17 protein-coding genes and 1 pseudogene are annotated in these 22530 nt (G+C 42.5%); 5 read left to right on the forward strand and 13 right to left on the reverse strand.

Features of this window, described 5'->3' with window-relative positions; genetic code table 11:
- Positions 1–433: 433 nt before the first annotated feature.
- The 3 genes from ahcY (at position 434) to HMPREF2573_RS04420 (ending at position 4853) form a co-directional block, all read left to right on the forward strand.
- Positions 434–1843, forward strand: coding sequence for an adenosylhomocysteinase (ahcY, locus tag HMPREF2573_RS04410; RefSeq protein WP_003664389.1), 1410 nt, complete (start codon positions 434–436; stop codon positions 1841–1843).
- Between the two features lie 280 nt (positions 1844–2123).
- Positions 2124–3800, forward strand: a complete 1677-nt coding sequence (msrAB, locus tag HMPREF2573_RS04415) for a bifunctional peptide-methionine (S)-S-oxide reductase MsrA/peptide-methionine (R)-S-oxide reductase MsrB (protein ID WP_003665181.1) — start codon at positions 2124–2126, stop codon at positions 3798–3800.
- 309 nt (positions 3801–4109) lie between these two features.
- A complete protein-coding gene (locus HMPREF2573_RS04420) occupies positions 4110–4853 on the forward strand; it encodes a 16S rRNA (uracil(1498)-N(3))-methyltransferase (RefSeq protein WP_003667647.1) in 744 nt (247 codons plus the stop codon).
- Here HMPREF2573_RS04420 and folP read toward each other — a convergent pair.
- Positions 4850–5740 (reverse strand): dihydropteroate synthase, encoded by an 891-nt coding sequence (gene folP / locus HMPREF2573_RS04425; protein WP_070472703.1) that lies wholly within the window; start codon positions 5738–5740, stop codon positions 4850–4852. The genes HMPREF2573_RS04420 and folP overlap by 4 nt on opposite strands.
- Positions 5741–5843: 103 nt before the next feature.
- On the opposite strand from folP, the gene hflX reads away from it, so the two are divergent.
- Positions 5844–7253 (forward strand): ribosome rescue GTPase HflX, encoded by a 1410-nt coding sequence (gene hflX / locus HMPREF2573_RS04430; RefSeq protein ID WP_003659422.1) that lies wholly within the window; start codon positions 5844–5846, stop codon positions 7251–7253.
- Positions 7254–7312: 59 nt separating this feature from the next.
- Here the strand turns inward: hflX and htpX are convergent, their stop codons facing one another.
- The 4 genes from htpX to HMPREF2573_RS04450 all read right to left on the reverse strand — a co-directional run bounded on the left by htpX (position 7313) and on the right by HMPREF2573_RS04450 (position 10658).
- Complete coding sequence (gene htpX / locus HMPREF2573_RS04435; RefSeq protein WP_003659420.1) at positions 7313–8218, reverse strand: protease HtpX; 906 nt, start codon at positions 8216–8218, stop codon at positions 7313–7315.
- A gap of 181 nt (positions 8219–8399) precedes the next feature.
- Complete coding sequence (locus HMPREF2573_RS04440; protein WP_003656667.1) at positions 8400–9311, reverse strand: lytic transglycosylase domain-containing protein; 912 nt, start codon at positions 9309–9311, stop codon at positions 8400–8402.
- A gap of 241 nt (positions 9312–9552) precedes the next feature.
- Positions 9553–10245: an LrgB family protein gene (locus HMPREF2573_RS04445; protein ID WP_003656668.1), complete on the reverse strand. Its 693-nt coding sequence runs from the start codon at positions 10243–10245 to the stop codon at positions 9553–9555.
- Positions 10245–10658 (reverse strand): hypothetical protein, encoded by a 414-nt coding sequence (locus HMPREF2573_RS04450; protein ID WP_003656669.1) that lies wholly within the window; start codon positions 10656–10658, stop codon positions 10245–10247. Before HMPREF2573_RS04450 ends, HMPREF2573_RS04445 begins: the two co-directional genes overlap by 1 nt.
- A gap of 433 nt (positions 10659–11091) precedes the next feature.
- Between HMPREF2573_RS04450 and rpoD the strand changes: the two genes are divergently transcribed.
- Positions 11092–12972, forward strand: a complete 1881-nt coding sequence (gene rpoD / locus HMPREF2573_RS04460) for an RNA polymerase sigma factor RpoD (RefSeq protein ID WP_070472706.1) — start codon at positions 11092–11094, stop codon at positions 12970–12972.
- A 192-nt stretch (positions 12973–13164) separates the two neighbouring features.
- Here rpoD and HMPREF2573_RS04465 read toward each other — a convergent pair whose 3' ends face one another.
- From HMPREF2573_RS04465 to HMPREF2573_RS04500, 8 genes and pseudogenes are all read right to left on the reverse strand, one after another.
- A complete protein-coding gene (locus HMPREF2573_RS04465; RefSeq protein ID WP_013107824.1) occupies positions 13165–15513 on the reverse strand; it encodes a site-specific recombinase in 2349 nt (782 codons plus the stop codon).
- A 368-nt stretch (positions 15514–15881) separates the two neighbouring features.
- A pseudogene (locus HMPREF2573_RS04470) lies at positions 15882–16646 on the reverse strand (acyl-CoA dehydrogenase family protein); the annotation flags it as partial.
- Positions 16647–16965: 319 nt separating this feature from the next.
- On the reverse strand, positions 16966–18492 hold the full coding sequence (locus HMPREF2573_RS04475; RefSeq protein WP_003669095.1) for an acetyl-CoA hydrolase/transferase family protein: 1527 nt from the start codon (positions 18490–18492) through the stop codon (positions 16966–16968).
- A gap of 252 nt (positions 18493–18744) precedes the next feature.
- Positions 18745–19840 (reverse strand): peptide chain release factor 2 gene (gene prfB / locus HMPREF2573_RS04480; RefSeq protein WP_100185532.1). Its coding sequence is split into 2 segments (ribosomal slippage): positions 18745–19767 and positions 19769–19840, totalling 1095 coding nucleotides; the frame shifts between segments, so codons are not numbered across the junction.
- Positions 19841–19990: 150 nt separating this feature from the next.
- Positions 19991–20665, reverse strand: coding sequence for an HAD family hydrolase (locus HMPREF2573_RS04485; protein ID WP_003665161.1), 675 nt, complete (start codon positions 20663–20665; stop codon positions 19991–19993).
- A 139-nt stretch (positions 20666–20804) separates the two neighbouring features.
- On the reverse strand, positions 20805–21515 hold the full coding sequence (locus tag HMPREF2573_RS04490; RefSeq protein ID WP_070472709.1) for a YidB family protein: 711 nt from the start codon (positions 21513–21515) through the stop codon (positions 20805–20807).
- Between the two features lie 176 nt (positions 21516–21691).
- The gene (locus tag HMPREF2573_RS04495) at positions 21692–22108 is read right to left on the reverse strand and encodes a hypothetical protein (RefSeq protein ID WP_003656685.1); all 417 of its coding nucleotides are present in this window, start codon (positions 22106–22108) and stop codon (positions 21692–21694) included.
- A gap of 99 nt (positions 22109–22207) precedes the next feature.
- On the reverse strand, positions 22208–22474 hold the full coding sequence (locus tag HMPREF2573_RS04500; protein ID WP_003656686.1) for an FAD assembly factor SdhE: 267 nt from the start codon (positions 22472–22474) through the stop codon (positions 22208–22210).
- Between the last annotated feature and the right edge of the window lie 56 nt (positions 22475–22530).

Here is a 22530-nt window from a genome sequence, read left to right on the forward strand (position 1 = left end):
TTGCTAAAACCACCCAACCAAAGTGATTAATTTTTGATTTTAGTGTATAGTTTGTAAAAATAAGTAAAATTATAATACAAATACAAGTGATAATACAAACCATTTTGTATCAATTTTATCTACCATAGTGAGATAAAAACCCAAAGCCAACCATTTTTTACTCTATTTTTAAAATAAAGTAAAAGCATTGTTAAAAAATTATAATTAATTAAGGATAGCCAACAAACTTACCCAACGATCCATTTAACTTTCTACCCAAATTTATCATAATAACTGTTATAATAAGCCATCAAGACACATTTGCTTTTTATGCTTAAAATGTCTTTTATTGATTGTTAGCGATGGTTTGGTCATTCAACCTTTTAGCATCAATTATCTCAAATTAATCAAAATTATTGTTAAAAATACTTTAAAATAGCTTAGGAATAAAGATATGCCTACCTCAATCAATCCAAGTACCACCCAAAACTTCACCGATTATAAAGTCGCTGATATCCGTTTAGCCGATTATGGTCGCCGTGAGATTGCCTTGGCAGAAGCTGAGATGCCAGCCCTGATGGGGTTAAGAAAACGCTATCAAGACCAGCAACCACTTAAGGGCGCTAAAATCCTAGGCTGTATCCACATGACCATTCAAACAGCGGTGCTGATTGAGACTTTGGTTGCCTTGGGTGCCCAAGTCCGCTGGACATCATGCAATATTTTTAGCACCCAAGACCACGCCGCCGCTGCCATGGCGGCCGCTGGTATCCCTGTGTTTGCATGGAAAGGGGAAACCGAAGAAGAATACGAGTGGTGTTTACGCCAACAAATTCATGATGGCAGTGGCTCTCAAAATCAGGGCAAACTTTGGGATGCCAACCTCATCTTAGATGATGGTGGCGATTTGACTGCCCTTATCCACAATGACTATCCACAGATGCTCAAGGGCATTCATGGCATCAGTGAAGAGACCACCACAGGCGTGCATCGTCTGCTGGACATGCTGAATAAAGGCACACTCAAAGTCCCTGCCATCAATGTCAATGATGCCATCACCAAATCCAAAAACGACAACAAATACGGCTGTCGCCACAGTCTGAACGATGCCATCAAGCGTGCCACCGACATGCTACTGGCTGGTCGCCGTGCCTTAGTCATCGGCTATGGTGATGTGGGCAAAGGCTCAGCCCAAAGCCTGCGTCAAGAAGGCATGATTGTGCGAGTCAGCGAAATTGACCCCATCTGTGCCATGCAAGCGTGTATGGACGGTTATGAATTGGTTTCGCCTTTTATCAATGGTGAGCCAAGTCAAGGCGTGAACACTACGCTCTTACAAGACACCGACCTTATCGTGACCACCACAGGCAATTATCATGTCTGCAACAGCGACATGTTAACCGCCCTGAAATCTGGGGCGGTGGTCTGTAATATCGGACACTTTGATACCGAGATTGACACCAACTTTATGCGTGATAACTGGCGATGGGTTGAAGTCAAACCACAAGTGCATCAAGTCTACCGCTCTGATGATGAGCGTGATTATTTGCTGGTGTTGTCTGAAGGTCGGTTGGTAAATTTGGGCAATGCCACAGGGCATCCCTCTAGGGTAATGGACGGCTCTTTTGCCAATCAAGTGCTAGCACAGATGTATCTGTATCAACAAAAATTTGCCAATTTGCCAGTGGACAAAAAAGCAGACAGCCTGTATGTCAAAGTCCTGCCTAAAAAGCTTGATGAAGAAGTCGCTGCCGCCATGGTGGCAGGATTTAATGGGGTCATCACCAAGCTCACCCAAACCCAAGCGGACTACATCGGTGTGCCGATAGATGGCCCGTTTAAAGCAGAAGATTATAAGTATTAATCAGTATTATATGATAAATTCATCAGACAAAAGCGGTAAATCTATTACCGCTTTTGTTATGTCATCAGGATATGTTTACTCATAATTACCTTGACAGATTAAGACCAAATCACCCACATCTCACCAAAAGCCCCAATAATCTATGATATAATTGGCATAGTCGTATCATTTAAGTAATGACATCCAAATCACAAGATGATAAAATCAGCTTTGATGACTGATTTTAAGGTTCATCACATCAAAAGCGTCTTATCAATCAACAATCCAACAAGGAGCTTTTATGACAAAGCCACGCTTACGATCACATATCTTTGCCATCAGTTTTGGTATATTTGCTAGCCTAACTATGCTCTCTGCTTGCGGTAAACCCAGCAAAATTCATACACCATCCATAACGCACCAAAATATGTTACCTAGCAACACCTTGGCACAATTATCCGCCCTGCCCCAGCTTACCCAAGGTTTGGGCGACACAGGCAAAAGCGTCATTGACCCAAATAAGCCAACTTTGGTGAAGTTTTGGGCAAGCTGGTGCCCTTTGTGTTTAGCCACCTTACAAGAAACGCATGATTGGCGTGATGACCCTAATTTGGCAGGCTTTAACATCATTACCGTTGCCAGCCCCACTCACTTAAACGAAAAAAATACCCAAGATTTTACCGACTGGTATCAAGTGCTACAAGCAGATTATCCAAATCTGCCCGTGCTCATTGACAGTAGCGGCCAACTCATTAAAGAACTTGGTGTACAGGTCTACCCCAGCTGGGCAATCTTGGACAAAAATGGGCAACTTGTGTATCTTAATAAAGGCAATCTTAGCTTTGAGCAAGTGTCTTATTTGGCAAAAAATCCACAAGAGCTAGACCAGCTTAAAACCCAAGGTGGTCAGACCGCCATGCCCACTAAAAATAAAGATGGTGTATATTATAACGATCAAGGCCAGCCTTTAAATACCAAAACCATCCATCTGGCGGGCGGCTGTTTTTGGGGTGTAGAAGCTTACTTTGAGCGTATCGATGGCGTGGTAGATGCTGTCAGTGGTTATGCCAATGGCAATGAAACAATCGCCAATCCAAGCTATGAGCAAGTCATTGCAGGCTCAGGACACGCCGAGACCGTCAAAGTGGTTTATGATGCCGATAAGGTGGATTTGGACACTCTATTACAATATTATTTTAGGATTGTTGACCCAACCAGCGTCAATAAACAAGGTCATGACCGTGGCATACAGTATCGCACAGGCGTTTATTATACCGATCCAAGCGACAAAGCGATTATTGAGAATGCTTTAAATGAATTACAACAAAAATATAAAGCACCCATTGTCGTCGAAAATCTACCTCTAAGGCATTTTTCCCCTGCTGAAGAGTATCACCAAGATTATCTCACCAAAAACCCAAATGGCTACTGTCATGTGGATCTAAGTCTTGCCAATGATAAAATCACGAGTAAAGCTCCCACCCTACCAAAGGCAAGCACCGTTCAAGAGGCCCTTGACCCAAGACGCTACCAAGCTTTTACTAAAGATAATTTAAAACAAAGCTTAACCAAGGCTCAATATGATATCACCCAAAACGCAGGCACGGAGCGGGCATTTAGCCATGCCTACGACCATCTGTTTGATGATGGGCTGTATGTAGACATTGTCAGCGGTGAGCCACTGTTTTTATCTACCGATAAATACAACTCAGGCTGTGGCTGGCCAAGCTTTACCAAGCCGATTGATCCACAAGTCATCAGCGAGCATACCGACACAAGCTATAATATGATACGCACCGAGGTACGCTCACGCATTGCCAATTCACATTTGGGGCATGTGTTCCCTGATGGTCCAAAGGCACGGGGCGGACTGCGTTACTGCATCAATGGCGATGCATTAAAATTCATCCCCAAAGCGGACATGGAAAAACAAGGCTACGGGGCGTTATTGCCACTCATTAAGCCTGCCCAACCTTAATTATTAATTAATATAAAAAATGGCACAGTTTAGGCTTGTGCCATTTTTTTTACTTAAAATGACGCCAAATCATTCAAAAAGCTGCGATAATTTTATTCAAATTGATTAAATCTTGCTATAATAGTAAGATTTAGACATCTTTGAGAATACCGCATAGCACAGTTTTTTATCATTCTGATCGCTAGGTATATTTACTGATTGCTTGGCAAAAAGCATGCCTGCCTTATATTAATCATATCACTCACACCAAGCCCAATACGACATTGGTCGCTGATTTGGGTTTAATTTAAGTCATTTAACCGGTCAAATATGCCAAGATTTTTTGTTGATACACCGCTCACCACCAACCTGATTGGACAAATCATCGCCCTGCCTGATCATGTCACACATCATTGGTGCAAGGTGCTGCGCGCTTCGGTTGGTGATTGTGCCTTTTTATTTGATGGGATGGGCGGTGAGTACACAGTAACGCTGACACATATTCATAAAAAATCTGCCAGCGTCAAGATTGACGCCTATCACCCCATCAACCGTACACCGCCGTTTCGTGCCAGTATCGGCTTGGTGATGAGCCGTGGTGATCGTATGGATTATGCCATACAAAAAGCCACCGAAATGGGCGTTCATTGTATTCATCTATTGACCAGCGACCGTTGCCAAGCCCACCTCAAATACGACAGAGATTTTAAGAAACTCACACATTGGCAAAGTGTTGCCGTCGCTGCTTGTGAGCAGTGCGGTATGAATATCATTCCAAACATTATCGCACCCATCTTACTTGATGAATGGGTGGCCAATTGTCAAGATGAACTGAAACTGGTACTTGCACTTAGTGAAAATAACCCTACTTTTAACAAACTTGTACCAAAAAATATCAGCCTGTTGATCGGTGCCGAAGGCGGCTTAAGCCCAAGAGAGATTGATTTGGCGATTCATCATGGTTTTGTGCCATGGCGGATTGGCGAGCGTGTGCTTCGTACAGAAACTGCGCCCGTGGTCGCCTTGAGTGCATTGACACTTTTGGCCGAACTTAACCACTCACCACTTAATTAGCCGTATAACGCCTGCCACAGTCGCACGGCTTGTGCCATCGGCTTAACATCATGTACACGCACAATATGCACGCCTTGCTGTAGTGCGATAAAATGTGCAAGCGTCCCCAAATTATCTCTCTCAATCGGTTGATGATTTTTAAGATATTCAAGTTCGCTATTGGTTAAAACCTCACCCAAAAATCGCTTGCGGGATACACCAAACAACATAGGCATCTGAAAATGCTGAATGATTTGCTGTAAATTTTGCATAATTTGAATGTGATGTTCATAATTTTTTGAAAATCCCATACCAATATCAATGATAATTTTTTCTTGCCTAATGCCTGCGTCCATCGCCTTATCAATTCTTATTTGAAGCTCAGTGATGACATCAGCAAGCACATCGTTATAACTTGTCAACTCATTCATCGTCTGAGTCATGGTATCAGGCGTACCACGGCTGTGCATGATGACCACAGGACACTCAAGATCAGCCACCATATCACAAGCGCCCTCTCGGCTTAGACCACGCACATCATTGACAATGTCGGCACCTGCACCAATTGCCTGAAGCATCACCGCAGGGTCACTGGTATCCACAGACAGCCACAAATCTTCACCAAAATTTTCACGAATAGCGGCGATGATGGGTATCACACGCTCAAGCTCTTCATCAGTACTAACCTTTGGGGCATAGGGGCGTGTGGATTCTCCACCAATATCAATGATATCAACACCATAGGCGATCATCTGCTCGGCGTGAACCAAAGCAGCATCCAAATGGTTAAAACGCCCCCCATCTGAAAATGAATCTGGTGTCATATTAAGTACGCCCATCACCTTTGGCACATCAAAAGTCATGACTTTATTACGGTGGCGAATGGATTTGGTCATAGAATAAGACATAAAATACACTCAAGCTTTCAAATACCTTATCATACCATAACTTGATTTTTTGGGTAGGTAATCCCCATTAAAGCATTTTACATATTAATTTTAAGGATTCGTATTGCAATATTTTGACAGACACGAAGGCGGAGAAAATGCCATTTTGGTTCACTTAGACATTCATCAAATCACCGATCCTGATGACCTAGAAGAATTTCGCTTGTTAGTACATTCAGCAGGTGCAAACGAAATAGAAATCATCACAGGCAGTCGCAGTAAGCCACATGCCAAATACTTTGTTGGTACAGGCAAAGCCGAAGAAATCGCTGAAGCAGTCAAGCGTTTTCGTGATACCAATGACGATAATACAGATGATGTTATTGTGATTTTTAATCACACACTCACGCCAAGTCAGGAGCGAAACTTAGAATCATTGATCAAATGCCGTGTGCTTGACCGCACGGGGCTGATTTTGGATATCTTTGCACAGCGTGCACGCACGCATGAAGGTAAGTTACAAGTTGAGCTTGCACAGCTCAATCACCTTGCCACACGCCTTGTGCGTGGCTGGACGCATCTAGAACGCCAAAAAGGTGGTATTGGCCTGCGTGGTCCTGGTGAAACTCAGTTAGAAACGGATCGCCGATTGCTCCAGATTCGGGTGACACAGCTCAAAGCCAAGCTTGATAAGGTCAAACAAACCCGTAAACAAGGTCGTGCTAAACGCCAAAAATCAGACATTCCAACCATATCATTGGTCGGCTATACCAATGCAGGCAAATCAACGCTATTTAACCGCTTAACTGACGATAATATCTATGCTGCCGATCAACTTTTTGCGACCCTTGACCCAACACTACGGCGTGTCAAATGGCCAGGTGTCGGTAATGTGGTACTGGCAGATACGGTAGGATTTGTACGCCATTTGCCACATGAGCTGGTAGAAAGCTTTCATGCGACACTAGAGGAGACGCTTGAGGCGGATTTGTTGCTGCATGTGATTGATGCCGCCAGCGAGGATATGCACGCTCAAATCGAGGCGGTCAATGATGTGCTTGAGCAAATACAGGCAGATGCGCCGATTTTATTGGTATTTAATAAAATTGACAAAAGTGGTGAACCTGCCAAAATACATTATCAAGACCATGGCGTGCCACATCGGGTCTATGTGTCTGCCAAAGAAAATTTGGGCATAAACCAGCTGATGTTAGCAGTCCAAGAACTTTTATCAGGACAGCTAAACCATTATACGCTGACCTTACCTCACCATGCAGGCGCCCTAAAAAATACCTTGCACGAGCTTGGCGTCATTGAGTCAGAAAGCTTTGATGAATTGGGCCATCAAATCCTAAGCGTACAGCTGTCGCCTGCTAAGCTGACTCAGCTCCTTGGTCAATATGCACTCAATCCCAAACAAGTGCTACCACCAAACGAAGCTGCAAGCTTAGAGCCTGCACTTGAGCCATTTGAAGAAGTGCTTAAGCAACATGATGATAAGTCAGACGATCAGCTTAATCCCTTTTGTTTATAATCAAAAAAAGACTGCTCAATCAAGCAGTCTTTTTTTGATGATAAAATAGCTAGTAAAGATTAACCATGAAATTTTTGCAATGAAGCGATACGATCATCTAAAGTGGGGTGTGAGCGAAATAAGCTGGCAATGCTAAAACCTTGAGATTGACCACTTGCAATCGCAAATGCTTTCATTGCTTCAGGCATCTGATCTGGGCGTGCCTCAGCAGGACGCAAGGCATTGAGTGCACTGATCATCTTATCACGACCAGCCAAACGTGCACCCATTTCATCAGCACGATATTCACGCAATCTAGAAAACCACATGACAATCGCAGATGCCAAAATCCCAAGCAAAATATCCATCACCATGCTGGTGACAAAATAGGCAATGCCAGGTGAGCTGCTTTCATTTTTAAAGATCGCACGATCCACAAAATTACCAATGATACGCGCAAAGAACATCACAAAGGCATTGACCACACCTTGAATCAGTGCCAAAGTCACCATATCACCATTGGCAACATGGCCAATTTCGTGTGCAAGCACCGCTTCGACTTCATCAGGTGTCATCGTATGGATCAGCCCTGTCGATACTGCAACTAATGCCTTATTTTTATTCCAGCCAGTCGCAAATGCGTTGGGCTGGGCATTATCAAAAATACCCACCTCAGGCATACCAATGCCAACTTCACGCGCTTGACGGGCAACCATATCCACCAACCATTGCTCTGTACCATTTTTTGGGGTATCAATCACCACGGTACCTGTTGATTTTTTAGCCATCCACTTGGACAAAAACAACGAAATGACTGAGCCAATCATACCGTATAACAAACACATCACCGCCAAGCTGACATAGTTTAGCCCGCCTGAACCATGGACATTGCCCAGACCAAAGACTTGTGAGAGTACCATAAATACGATACTAAAGACAATCAATACGGCTAAGTTGGTTAATAAGAATAAACCAATTCGCATCATCTGTGAATTTCCTTTTATAAATCAAAAATATAACTACCTAAAGTCTTACTTATTATAATGACAAATACGCAAAATAAAAGGCAAAAACTTTGATGAGTGGAAGTTTTTGCCGATATAGACACAAAAAGCTAACAATTTTTTGGGTTTAAGTCATTTTAATTCAGCCTAGATAAAGATCTGATTATTCATTGTTTGAAAAATAAATATGTGCAGATGCGTCACGATTAATCACAGGATTGCTTGGTGCCCTTTGTGTGATTGGCTGAGCGTAGGAAGTTGTTGTTGTCTTTACCTGAGCTACTGGCGTGCTATTCATCGCAAGCATGGTACGATTCGCATCATAGCCTTGATACAATGCCGCATCCATACGATAAATGTTGTTGTAGCGGTCATTTACCTTAATCACATAATTTTTGGTTTCACGAAATGGAGGAATACCGCCATATTTTTTGACATTACCAGGGCCTGCATTATAAGCGGCAATCACATGATTTGGATTGCTAAATTGGTGTTGTAAATACGCCAAATACTTGGTACCGCCTTCGATGTTTTGGGCAGGATCCCATGCATTATATACACCCATATCACGAGCCGTACCTGGCATCAGCTGCATAAGACCCATGGCGCCCATGCGTGAACGCACATTGGGGTTAAAGCTTGATTCGGTATGGATGACCGCCTTAATTAAGGCGGGATCTACGCCATGTCTTGCCGCAGATTCTCGAATGAGATGGTCGTATGTACTACGCTCAGAATAATCACCTGAGTAGCTTGCATAACTGTTTGCAACAAAATTTGCAGAAAAATTGGTCGTAGGCTCATTATAATGATACAAACGGCCAACCGTTTGAGACTCGTTACTTAATTTGGTGAATTTTTGTGAATTGATGGTATCGGTTTGCAGCTTAGTCAAAAAACCAGGCTCTACAGCGTTTTGGCTGCTTGATGAAGTATAAGCTGATGCCACAGTCGCATGGGCAGAACCTTGAGGTGCAATATAAACCGAGATAGAGTTTTGGGCAAATGCACTACCGCTAAGCATGCCAAATGTCGCTAAAGTTAGGGCATTTACATGGGTTTTTGAAGTTTGCATATCGTTGTTTATTCATCGTTTCGGTAAAAAATTTGGCACATTATATCATAAAATTAATAAATACCATGATGAAACGCTGATAAATACAAAATGCTGCACTTTAGAAACACGCAAACCTAACAATTTTTCTAAACTTTCAAGAGTTTTGCTTATTGTTAGGTAATATAAGTGCTTTTTATTTATTAATTTTTATGATAAATAATTGTGATAGATAAAAAGCCCATTTTAAATCATTGTCATGTTAAGACAACCACCAAAGCACCGCCACAGGCAGCCACATGGCGGTCACTAAACCATTAATTGCTAGGCCAAACGCTGCATAACGCCCCGCTGTCGGACTGATCATCCACGCTTCTACTGTACCGATAGCATGTGCTACCAGCCCCAACGCCAAGCCTTGGGCGCGTTCATCCTGAATATTTTTGAATAAAATTCGGCACACGCCTGCACCCAAAATACCAGAAACGATGATGATCAAATTTGCCATCACTAAAGGCGCGTCAATAATTTGTGCGACCGACAACCCCACAGGCGTCGTCACAGAACGCGTGGCAAATGCCAAAATGGTATCCATATTTAGCGTCAATAGATAACCCAAAGACATCGGTAAAATCGCCCCAACGATACTTGCCAATATCACCACCACGCCCAGTTTTTTGACTGGCAAACCTTTAAAATCCATGCCCGCTAATGGCACCGCTAACAGTACTGTACTATAACCAAGCAAGCGATCAAAAACAGGTCTGGCATGTGCGTAATAAGTATGATAATCAAGCCCAATGACGAATAATAAAATCGGCGTCAATATGATAGCAACGATGATCATAGGCACGCCTTTGATAAACTTATTTAAATAACGAAGGACATATTTGGCCCCAATATGTGCAATCAAAGTAATGATAAAAGCAATCAAAATCGTGGTAGTGTCAAGCATCATAATCCACCTCTGTGATTTTTGGTGTCGCTACTGCCAAGCCACAGAGCGGATAATTTGGCAAATGCCCAAAGTGGTATCAGAGTGCTGATTATAATGGTCGCCGAGACTGACAGCAAATCCTCGCCAAGCCCAAACAGCAAAATCCCTGCACCTGCTGAGACTGGTAAAAAAGCAAAACCGCTATCAACCAGTAAGGTACTTGCTGAGCTTGATAGCCATGCTGGCAGCCCTACCGACATACGCACACCCACCAACACAATAAATAAGCTCACCAAGCCGACAATATTTGCCGCCGTTGGTATCCCAAGCCAAGTACATACCACCAATGCCAATTCACGAAAACCCACCACGATGGCGGCCGTTGCGATCATGGCAAGCCAAAATCTTTTATTGCCTAATTTAAGCGTCATATTTATTCCTTTAATATAAGCATCAAATGCCAGTGGGTATTTTGCGATATTACATTAAAACACCGACTTGGTTCAAGGTCAAGCAACTGACCGATATGTTCACTATTTTTACCAATGATACTAATTTTATCAATAATATTAAATTTGTTAAATCGGTGATAATCATCTCTGTGACAATTATCGACTTGCTTTGGCATTATTTTTTATATCACTCTTTTAAAATCAGCTTCAAACCCCAATATAGGCATAAGCTTTTAGGCTTTCAAAGAAAAGTTAACGAATAAAAAATAAGGTTTTATCATTAGAATATTTTTATAAATTCATAAATTTATATTTTTAATAAAATCCTTACCGAGACTTTCACTAAGTTGAAAGATACCCAAAAAGCCAGTATAATGAAATGTTTTGATGCCCACCAAGAGACAAAATACACATGCGTGAACATAATCATATTAACGAAGATCACGACACTTCTTCATCACAGTTAGGTGCACTGATTCGCCTAGGCAAGGAGCAAGGCTATCTCACCTATGCTGAAGTGAATGACCAACTGCCAGAGTCTGTCACCGAAAGCGATCAAATTGAAGACATCATTCAGATGTTGACCGATGTGGGCATTCAAGTCTTTGAGGTAGCACCAGATGATGATGATATTTTATTATCAGACACTGGTAGCGATGATGACATCGCAACCGATGAAGCAGCAGCAGTACTAGCCTCTGTTGAAACTGAGCCTGGACGCACTACCGACCCTGTGCGTATGTATATGCGTGAGATGGGTACGGTGGATTTGCTGACCCGTGAAGGCGAAATTGGCATTGCCAAACGCATCGAGGAAGGCACTCGTGAGGTTCAATATATCATGGCGTATTGGCCTGGCACAGTAAAATTTGTGCTTGATGAATATCAGCAAGTGCTTCTTGGTGAAAAAAAGATTTCCGACATTGTCTCTGGGTTTTTAAATGGCGATGATGGCGATTTTATTTTAAACGAAGAAGAAATTGAGCTGGATCTTGGATCACCCAAAACCACCGATAAAGATGATGCTGAAGAAGATGGTGAGTCTGATGGTACTGAACTTGATGATACCGATGATTCAAGCCTAGACCCTGAAGAGGTGCGTGTCCGTTTTGAGGAGATTCAGCGTTTGTATGATGTAGCCCAAGAAGCCTTGGCTAAGCATGGGCGTGGTAGTGAAGCGGTTAAAGTCGCTTATGATGAGCTGGCCAATCATTTCATGCTCATTAAACTCAATAATCGCTTGTCGGATCAAGTCATGAGTTTGATGCGTGAAGTTTATGAAGATGTGCGAAGTAATGAACGCCGCATCATGAAACTTGTGATTCGCCATGGTAAAATGCCTATGGATGAGTTCAAAAAAACCTTCCCAAGCAACGAAACTAATCTCGAATGGCTGTCTCATCGCATCAAAAGCGGTCCTGCTTTTGCCGAAACTTTAGCCAAAATTGAGCCTGAAGTGGTTGCCTTACAGCAAAAACTCTTAGCACACGAACAGGCACTTCAAATGGACATCCGTGATATGAAGGCAGTCGCTCGCCAAATGGCCATCGGTGAGGCTAAGGCTCGTCGTGCCAAAAAAGATATGGTGGAGGCTAACTTGCGCTTGGTGATTTCTATCGCCAAAAAATACACCAACCGTGGCTTACAATTCCTTGATTTGATTCAAGAAGGTAATATTGGTCTTATGAAAGCGGTGGACAAATTTGAATATCGCCGTGGCTATAAATTCTCAACCTATGCAACTTGGTGGATTCGCCAAGCCATCACCCGCTCGATCGCTGACCAAGCACGCACAATCCGCATTCCTGTGCATATGATTGAAACGATTAACAAAATCAACCGAGTATCTCGCCAGCTACTCCAAGAAATGGGGCGTGAACCAACCCCAGAGGAGCTGGGTGAGCGTTTGGATATGGACGAAGCCAAAGTGCGTAAAGTCCTAAAAATTGCCAAAGAACCCATCTCTATGGAAACACCAATCGGTGATGATGAAGATAGCCACTTGGGTGATTTTATTGAGGATAATACCATCTCAAGCCCAATTGAAAACGCAACGGCAGAAGGCTTGCGTGAAGCGACTCGTGAGGTGCTTGATAATTTGACCGAACGAGAAGCTAAAGTTCTAAAAATGCGATTTGGTATTGATATGCCAAGCGACCATACGCTTGAAGAAGTTGGTAAGCAATTTGATGTTACCCGTGAGCGTATCCGCCAAATCGAAGCCAAAGCATTGCGTAAATTACGCCACCCTTCTCGCTCTGAACATTTACGCTCATTTTTGGAAAATGATTAATTTAAAAACGGTTAACCTAAATTGCAAACCAAACCTGCTGGTGTCATTAGCAGGTTTTTATTTGATTCAACCCCTTAAATCAGCAGGTAAGTTTGATTATCTTGTACAAGCAAAAACTTTGCCAAAAGCAAAGTTTTTAACACGACTATCACATACCCAAAGGTAAAGACAGTAAAATTAAAAGCGTTATAATCAACCTGGTAAATTAGGCGGCGTTGAGGGTTTTGGTAAAGAATTGATGCCATTATCGTTATAGTCGTCAGATGATTTATCCACCAGATTACCTGACTCATCCAATTCATCATTATGATACGCTTCGATCGCTTCTCGGATATCATCGGGCACTTCACCCTTTGATGCGTCTTTGGGTTTATTGCGTCCTAAGCGGCGGACAATTGAATCAGCAAAAATGTGATTGGCTTTTTCGTCCGTCGCTTCCTCAAAAATAATCTCACCCAAGCTATTAATCTTGGCATATTTGACAGTTTGTTTACGCGGCCAGACAAAATCTAAGGGGCGTGTGATAAAATGATTGGTAACCAGTTTGTAAAGCTGTTTCCATTCTGTGAATTTCACCTCTTTTGAGCGTAATGCCACCATCAACGCAAGCGAAAAGCTGACCAAAAGGTTCATCATACCAATCAGCAACATGCCCACAAAAGACAATATTGCCACCTGCCAAGTCAAATGCTCAGGCGATAGATAATATAGCCCATGCACAAAGTTGGCAGAAGCAAAAGCAATATGACGGATATCCAAAGGTAACCCAAGCATATAGCCAACCGTTGCTGTACTGCCCAAAAAACAGCCAAAAATAAAGTTACCCATGATCGCACCAAGGTTGGCTTCTACAAAACTACTCATCTTATCCAGCCACCGCTTTGGCATCACACGCATCAAAACCCAATGCTTGCGTATGCGTTCACCAATTTTATTATAAGCAGCCAAATTATCATAATAGCCTGCAACCAATCCTGAGACAAATAAAAACACCCCAGCAATTGCCGCATGTGGTAATGCCAAAGAACGAATTGGGTCTAAGTCATGCAATAAATGAGCAGCTTGAGCGCCATCAATCATCGGCGTATCATAAAAATACCCCCATGCCAGTGCAATCAATAAAGCCACTGGCATCGCCACTGAAATATTACCCAAAATGGCGATAAACTGTGTGCGTAAAATATCAACAACCAATTCAGCTAATTTTGCCAGCTGCTGAGTTTTTTTGCCTGATGAGCCAGAGATGGTTGATGCGATTGCTGCTGCTGTCATTGCTGGCTGCTTGGTTGCAACAGTGCCTTTGGCAATGTGGATAAAAACAAAGCCCAAGCCATAAATCATACTATTAACAAAAGCGCGTCCAATTGGTGCTAATACCACATGGTAAGACAGCATCTTTAATGTCGCCATAAAGCCGATAAATAAGCCGCCAATGGCTGCTTTTTTATACATTTTACGGTAGCCAGTTCTATCGGTACTAATATAATGCTCACCAACACGCCCTGCATTTTCGGTTACTTTGCGTGATAAAAGGCGGGTGTTTGACTCAATCAATGAGCTAAAACTGTAGCGAGTTTTAGCAGTCTGCACCACTTCAATGGTCAAATCCGCAATCGCTTGATCACGCTTATGCTCTGCATCACTCACAAGCTCAACCAAAGTCCGCATACGCTGTAAACTTTGCTCAAGGCGTGCTAACATATTTGTCAGACGAATTGAAATACCTGTTTTATATACTCGCTTTCTGAGTGTATCGACAATATCTTCACATTGCTCCACCATCACCATCAAAGGGGCAGGGTCGATGTCTTGATCAGGGATGACATCTGTCATCAAATCCAGTTCATGAGCTTGGCGATATTGATTGACAAATAACACCGCTTCTTGATTTTGTGCCACAAATGCCGCCGAATAATTCAGCAGCTCAGGATAAAAATTCATCAGCTCAGGATGTAGGCCAATGCCGCTGATGCGATATGACAATACCACGATGGCATTTAGAATGCTGTTTTTGGCTTGAGCCACCAAACTTAGATCCTGTTCATCAGGACGAATCAACGGCACCAAAGCATCCCATCGTTCATCCGAGATGGATTCTACCCACTTCCAATCATTATTCCTATCAAAAAGATAATTAGCAAGCTCAACCACCGAATCCTCTTCGGGCAGTAATGGCAAAAAACGGTGGCTGATTAAGCGTGAGACACTACTTGAAAAACTTTGATCGGATGCAATGCCTGTATCTGTATATAAAGTAATTTGACGATATTTATTAATTAACCGTAAAATAAAGGCCGCCAATCCTGAACCATACTCAGGATGCTCACGCAAAAGTGCAATCAGCTCATCAAATTTGGCATCCACAATTTCATTATCTTCATCTTCGTCAGTAACACGCAAAGCATCGATCAAGCGTTTTAAGGCTTCAGGTTCTGGCAGCTCTTGTAGCATAACGATACGCTGTAATATTTGTTCAAGATTTGACATGTCATTTTCTAGCACAATGAAACTCCGCTGGATGATTTTGCCCATCAATAACATCAGATTGTAACCAATTGGACAGTGATGATTGGCTGTCTTTTGATTAACCCAAAATTTGATTTTAGTTCAAATAAGCATGATGATAAAATCGTTGCTCATGATTACCGTCAATTGGGTCTTTGCAATCATTTGGATAAAAATACTGGTGAAAAATAATCGCTACTGTATCATATTTATGTGTATTTACCAAATACTGCGGTAGGCTATCTATTCATTCATCGCCAAAAAAGGACAAAAATAATCTTTCGTCCTTTTTTGGTGTGATTGAATGCGTTAAATTAAATTAACTCAAATTTGGGTTAATTTTATGCTTAACATAACTTAATACAACCAAGCTTAAGCAAAAAATTCATTATCAAATGCCATGATTGCATTGAGCCTGCTTGCACACCGTTACGCTCGCCCAGTGAGCCATCACTATTCACCAAAAATTTGGGTACAACAAACAACGACATGCCCTTTGAGCCAGCTGGTGCGTTTGGTGTCTTGGCAAGCACAAGATGAATGATATTTTCGGTCAAATCATGCTCGCCACCCGTGATGAATATTTTGGTGCCAGTAATGGCATAGCTGCCGTCTTCATTGGGCGTGGCTCGTGTTTTGATGATACCAAGGTCAGAGCCTGCATGCGATTCGGTCAAACACATAGTGCCTGACCAAGCCCCTGTATTCATCTTTTCAAGATAAGTGGCTTTTTGAACCTCTGTGCCATGATGTTCAATGATTTGAATTGCACCATGTGATAGCCCTGGATACATCGCAAATGACCAGTTGGCAGTCCCCATCATCTCACTGACCGCACTTGATAATGATACTGGTAAGCCCAAGCCACCAAACTCAGGCTCAGCATTGATCGCAGGAAAACCAAGCTCGCAGTATTGTGCGTATGCCTCCTTAAAGCCAGTCGGTGTCGTAACAACACCATGATTAAATTGGCAGCCTTCGATATCGCCCGTACGATTCAAAGGGGCAATCACGGACTGTGCAAAATCAGCTGCCGCCTCAAGATAGCTATTGATTGTATCTGTATCAAGCTCTGCATAAGCAGACAGTTTACTGTAGTGTGATTGACTGTCCAAAAGCTCATGCATCACAAACTGGATATCACGGATAGGAGCAACATACTGCATTATTCATTCCTTTATAATAAAACTGCTCAAATAGACTGTATGAAACTTGACCAATTCCAGCTGATAAGCTTGATCAAAGCATGGCTTGGTAACAGCATCATGATATGAGCAATTAAAACCGATATACAAAATTCTCCTAAATAAAATAGCCAATGCCCTCTTGTAATGCAAACCTCCCTTTTGACTCATCAGTCATCAAAGCAGACTTGCAAAATCCTTGGCATCAATTTTGGTTTTTATTTTGGTATGGCGGTATACGCATTTATCCAAATAAAAACCGTCCAATCGGTTTTGATTGAACGGTTTTTGTAAGATCTATCAATTACTTAATACGCATGTCGCCTGTCTCAACAAAGCGTTGATGCCATGACAATGCTTCTAGCAACAGATGCGGCGTATGTACACCACCTGTTTTTTGGCTTGCCACAAATGCACGGTCATAATAATCACGAAGCATGTCACGATAATCAGGGTGTGAACAGTTGTCAATGATCACCTTAGCACGCTGTTTTGGCGATTTACCACGCAAATCTGCCATGCCTTGTTCGGTTACGATAAACATCACATCGTGTTCGGTGTGGTCATGATGGCTGACCATCGGTACAATCGCTGAGATTGCCCCACCTTTGGCGGTAGATGGGCTGACATAAATGCTAAAAAAGCCATTACGAGTAAAGTCGCCAGAGCCACCAATGCCATTCATCATGCGAGTACCCATGATGTGAGTTGAGTTGATATTACCATAAATGTCCGCCTCAATCATAGAATTCATGCCAATCACCCCCAAACGGCGGATAATCTCTGGATTGTTGCTAATCTCCATGGGGCGAAGGATGATTTTGTCTTTTAAAAACTCAATATTTTCGTTAAAGCGTGCCAGTGCATCTGGACTAAATGACAAGGCGGTGGCAGAAGCGGTTTTCATTTTTTTGGCCAAAATCAAATCAAGCATGCCATCTTGAAGTACTTCGGTATAACCCTCCAAATCATCAAATGGTGCATCCAAAAGACCTGCCATGACGGCATTGGCAACATTACCCACGCCTGATTGAAGTGGCAGCAGGCTCTTAGGCAAGCGACCCGCCTTAACCTCATGGTCAAGAAAATCAATCACCTGAGCTGCAATACGCTTAGACACATCGTCAGGCTCGGCAAATTTAGAATTACGGTCGCCAGCACTCGTTAATACAATGGCAAGCACTTTATCAGGGTCAATGGCAAGCCCTGCTGTACCAATACGGTCAAATGCCCCAACGATGGGAATGGGCTTACGGTGTGGCGGCAAACCCACCTCATCATAGATGTCATGCATGCCCTCTAAGCCTGCACTTAGAGCGTCATTAATCTCAATGATGATTTTATCGGCGTTTTTAATCGCTTCTACGCCATGACCGATGCCCATCGCAAAAATCAGCTCACCATTTTCGGTAATGGCAGCCGCCTCAACGATGGCAATGTCAAATTTACCATAAAAGCCTTGACGCATCTGCTGTTCAACATGCGATAAGTGCATGTCTTGATAGGCAATCTCACCTGCATTAATGCCATTACGAAGTATTGGGTCAGACTGAAATGGTGAACGAAAATGCAACGCTTTTGCCTCGGCAAGCACGCCATCACATTCAGGAGCGGTGGATGCCCCTGTTACCATACCAACGCTAAACTTTTCACCTTTGCCATGAGCGTCCTTGGCTTTATTAGCGATGGCAGTTGGTAGGGCTTTTGGGTAGCCTGCCCCTGTAAAGCCTGTGATGGCAAGCATCATACCATTTTGGATGAACTGAGCGGCTTTGTCGGCACTCATCACTTTTTCACGCAAACCTGCGTGGCGAATACGGTCAATAGACATACTGTCTCCTTATAGATGTGTACAATTGTTTATAGCAAAAGCTATCAAGATTTTAGCACTAACCACAAATAAAATAAATAGCTTGGGTAATATTTGCCATGATTATTCAAGATTTAAGCATGTTTTAATCACCAGTTTTTTTACACCACCAACTTTGAAATTAAGTTAAAATACCAATCTATGAACCAAAAAATATTGCCTATAAAAATATCGCCCATAAGGACGATATTTTAGTTCATACATCAGATTAAGTCATAACCCTGCTTTAAGACTGGCTTCAATAAACTTATCCAAATCCCCATTTAATACCGCTGTTGTATTGGAAGTTTCAACCCCTGTTCGCAAATCCTTAATGCGTGAATCATCAAGCACATAAGAGCGAATTTGACTGCCCCAACCGATGTCGGATTTGCTCTCTTCAAGTGCTTGCTGTTTTTCCATGCGTTTTTGCATTTCAAGTTCATAGAGTTTGGCTCTGAGCATTTTCATGGCAGTATCTTTGTTGGCATGTTGAGAGCGTTCATTTTGACAAGCAACAACCACACCTGTTGGTTGATGGGTAATGCGTACTGCCGAATCGGTCGTATTGACATGCTGACCGCCTGCCCCGCTTGAACGATAAGTATCAATACGCAAATCGGCAGGGTTGATGTCAATGTCAATATTATCATCAATCTCAGGCGAGACAAACACCGCTGCAAACGAGGTATGGCGACCGTTATTACTGTCAAAAGGCGACTTACGCACCAAGCGATGCACACCAATCTCAGTGCGAAGCCAGCCAAAAGCATAATCACCTTTAACCATAATGGTTGCTGATTTGATGCCTGCCACGCCCCCCTCGGAAACCTCCAACACCTCCGCCTTAAAGCCGTGCGATTCACACCAACGCAAATACATCCGCAAGAGCATCTGGGCCCAGTCCTGTGCTTCTGTACCGCCTGAGCCTGATTGTATGTCCAAATAGCAATTATTGGCATCCATCTCACCGCTAAACATCCGCCTAAACTCCAACTCTTCTACGCTGTTTAGGGCATCATCCAGCTCCGCTTGCACATCACTAAGCAGGCTCTCATCATCATCTTCTACGGCAAGCTCTAACATGGCGGCAGCATCATCGAGTTTGGCGGATAAGCCATCTATCACGCCCACGATACCATCTAGCACTGATTTTTCCTTGCTGATTTTGGTGGCAAGGTCAGGATTGTTCCAAATGTCGGGGTTTTCTAGTTCTAAATTAACCTCTTCTAGGCGTTCTTTTTTGCTCTCAATGTCAAAGATACCCCCGAAGCTCTTGCCCACGAGCGTGCAAATCTTTGATTTGTTCTTGATACTGTGCAATTTCCATGATTTCTCCCGTGAAAACAATTCGGTAGGATTGCCGAAATTTTAAACAAAAAATTATACCAAATCTTATCTAATTTTACCATGCCAAAAGCCCATCTGGTGTTTTGATTTATGGCTTAATGGCGTGTTTGTGTTTTAATGTCAATATCAATCACATTGCCCAATCTACCACTTGCCACCCTTGTTCTTTGGCATACGCTCTTAGGGTATCATCAGGTGTGACGCAGATTGCTTCATCGGCATGGCTTAACAGTGGAATATCATTTTTTGAGTCAGAATAGGCGATGAGCTTATCAAATTTGATGCCTTGCGATTCAAAGTGATTAATAAGATTTTTTAGATGATAAAGTTTACCATCTTTAAAGTTGGGCTTATCTGCCACTTTACCTGTATAAACATCATCCACCACCTCTAGGCGAGTTGCCAAAGTATGCTCATCATCCACCTCAAATAACTTAGCAATGGGTACAACCACAAAATCATTGGTCGCACTAATCACCACGACTGTATCGCCTTGGGTACGGTGATAGGCAATTTGTTCAATCGCCTTTGGACGCATATTTGGGCGTATCCATGTCTTTAGATACTCATCTCGATAAGTATGCAAATCTGTCATGCTTTGAGTGCTTAAAAATGCCGCCACAAATTCATTATATGCCACCGCATCCAGCGTGCCTGCAATATAATCTTGATAAAATTTATCATTGGCATCGGCATAAGCTTGGGGGTCTACCAAGCCTTTTTTGACAATATATTGCCCCCAACTGTGGTCGCTGTCCACATTAATCAGTGTCATATCCAAATCAAATAACGCTAAATTTGCCATAATTTCTCATCACAACTAGATTAATCCGTAAGATACGGCGATTTTGAATAAAATACGGATCTCGTCAAACGCTTCTTTTGATAAAATCCAACCAATAAGCCCAAAAAAACAGGTTTTAAAACCTGTTTTTTTGACTGCATTAAACTACTGAGCAGCTTTTCAGATTTGCCAATAACTCAGCAATCTCATCATTAGCCTCTTTTTCTTTTGATAGATCACCTTGAGGTGTCAAATCATCCATCACTTTCGGCAAAAGCTCTGCGATACCTTGGTAAACTTCCAATCGGCTAGCGCCTGTTTTTTGGCAAATATTTTCAATATCTTGATGATCAAATAATCTTGCAATATCATCGGCATCAATGCCATCATTATTGGTATCGACATTCACCCAAGACTGTACCTTATTTTGTAAGCCGTTGTTAGAAAATTTGCTAAGTACGCCTGACAGACCGCCATTTTTTTGGATAAATGTCAATACAATTGGCAACAAAGCAAGCAACAGTGTACTTTTATTCATGCCAGCCGATTTGACATTACCACGACCCAAAACCGCACCAAGCACATTGCCCAAATCGCCAGCACTGGTATTTTGTTGATTGTTGCCCAATAAACTGCCCAACACAGCATCAAGCGGTGAGCCTTGTGTTTGCTTGCCCATTTGTGTACCAATGACACTGCCCAATAGACCGCCTAAGCTTGCACTGGTGGCATTGGATTGATCACCTGTTAAACCGCTTAATAAACCACCCAAGCCGCCTTGCTGGGGGTTTGGTGGTACTTGCTGAGCTTTAGGTGGCGACTGTACGGTATTTTTTAAGACTTCTGTAACAATGCTTTGTAATAAGCTCATATCATTTCCCCTATCCTAAATCTGTATGATAACTATTTGATGATAACATCATGCAAGATGCAAGATGCAAGTTAAAATTTTCATCACTTGATAACTTATAACAAATCTCAATGATGATGGCGTCATCTTAACAAAATCCAGTACATCACGGAACAGTGTTTTTGTAAACATTTGTGCTATTTTTGGTAAAGTCTTGCCAGTGCAGATAATTTAGAAAAATTGTGTGAATCGGTCTGATCGGCAAAGATAATAACGCTTAACGGCTGCCTTCTTGGGCTGATGGCATAAAAATTTATCACCACAACCAAACTCAATCCCAAATCAACCAAGCGGATATCATGTAAATAAGCTTGATGGATCACATGTGTATCTTTTGGGTCATCTTGAGTGGTTGCCGCTTGTTTTGAACGGATAGGAAAAGACAACAGCCAAACGCCATCAATCTGACGGCTACTCATCTGACGGATGCCTGATCTTTGATGATAAGCATAAAAACCAATCAATACGCCTGTACATACACCCAAACTTACCCATTGCCACCATGACAAGCCGACAGCCAAACAGATGAGTAGAACCAAAACTATGGTACTCATCCACAGATACCACCCTGTGCGTGTTGGCACAAAGGCAGCATCTAACACCAAAGGATATTGAGAATAGACGCCCAAAATCTGACTGACTATTTAATCAGGCTAGACAGTGCCAGTATGACGAAGTGATTTCATCTTGTCAATCAAAGCAGCAACACCTGCCTCTGATGGCGTTTCTTGACCCAAAAAAAACACCAATAAATCTGGATCTTCATAACTTAACAATGTCTCAAATGCCTGCTGCTCATCTGCGTCTGCACTCAAATAATGCGATTTGACATAATAATCAATATAAAAATCCAATTCTTTGAGACCACGGCGAGCTTGATAGATGATACGGCGCTGTGCATCAGTGGGCTGAATGGTCATGGTGTTTCCTTATGTTATTTTGGGTGTGCTTAGTATATCAAAATTGCGTTATTATT

It is taken from the genome of Moraxella sp. HMSC061H09, assembly GCF_001809255.1.
Lineage (GTDB): Bacteria > Pseudomonadota > Gammaproteobacteria > Pseudomonadales > Moraxellaceae > Moraxella > Moraxella catarrhalis.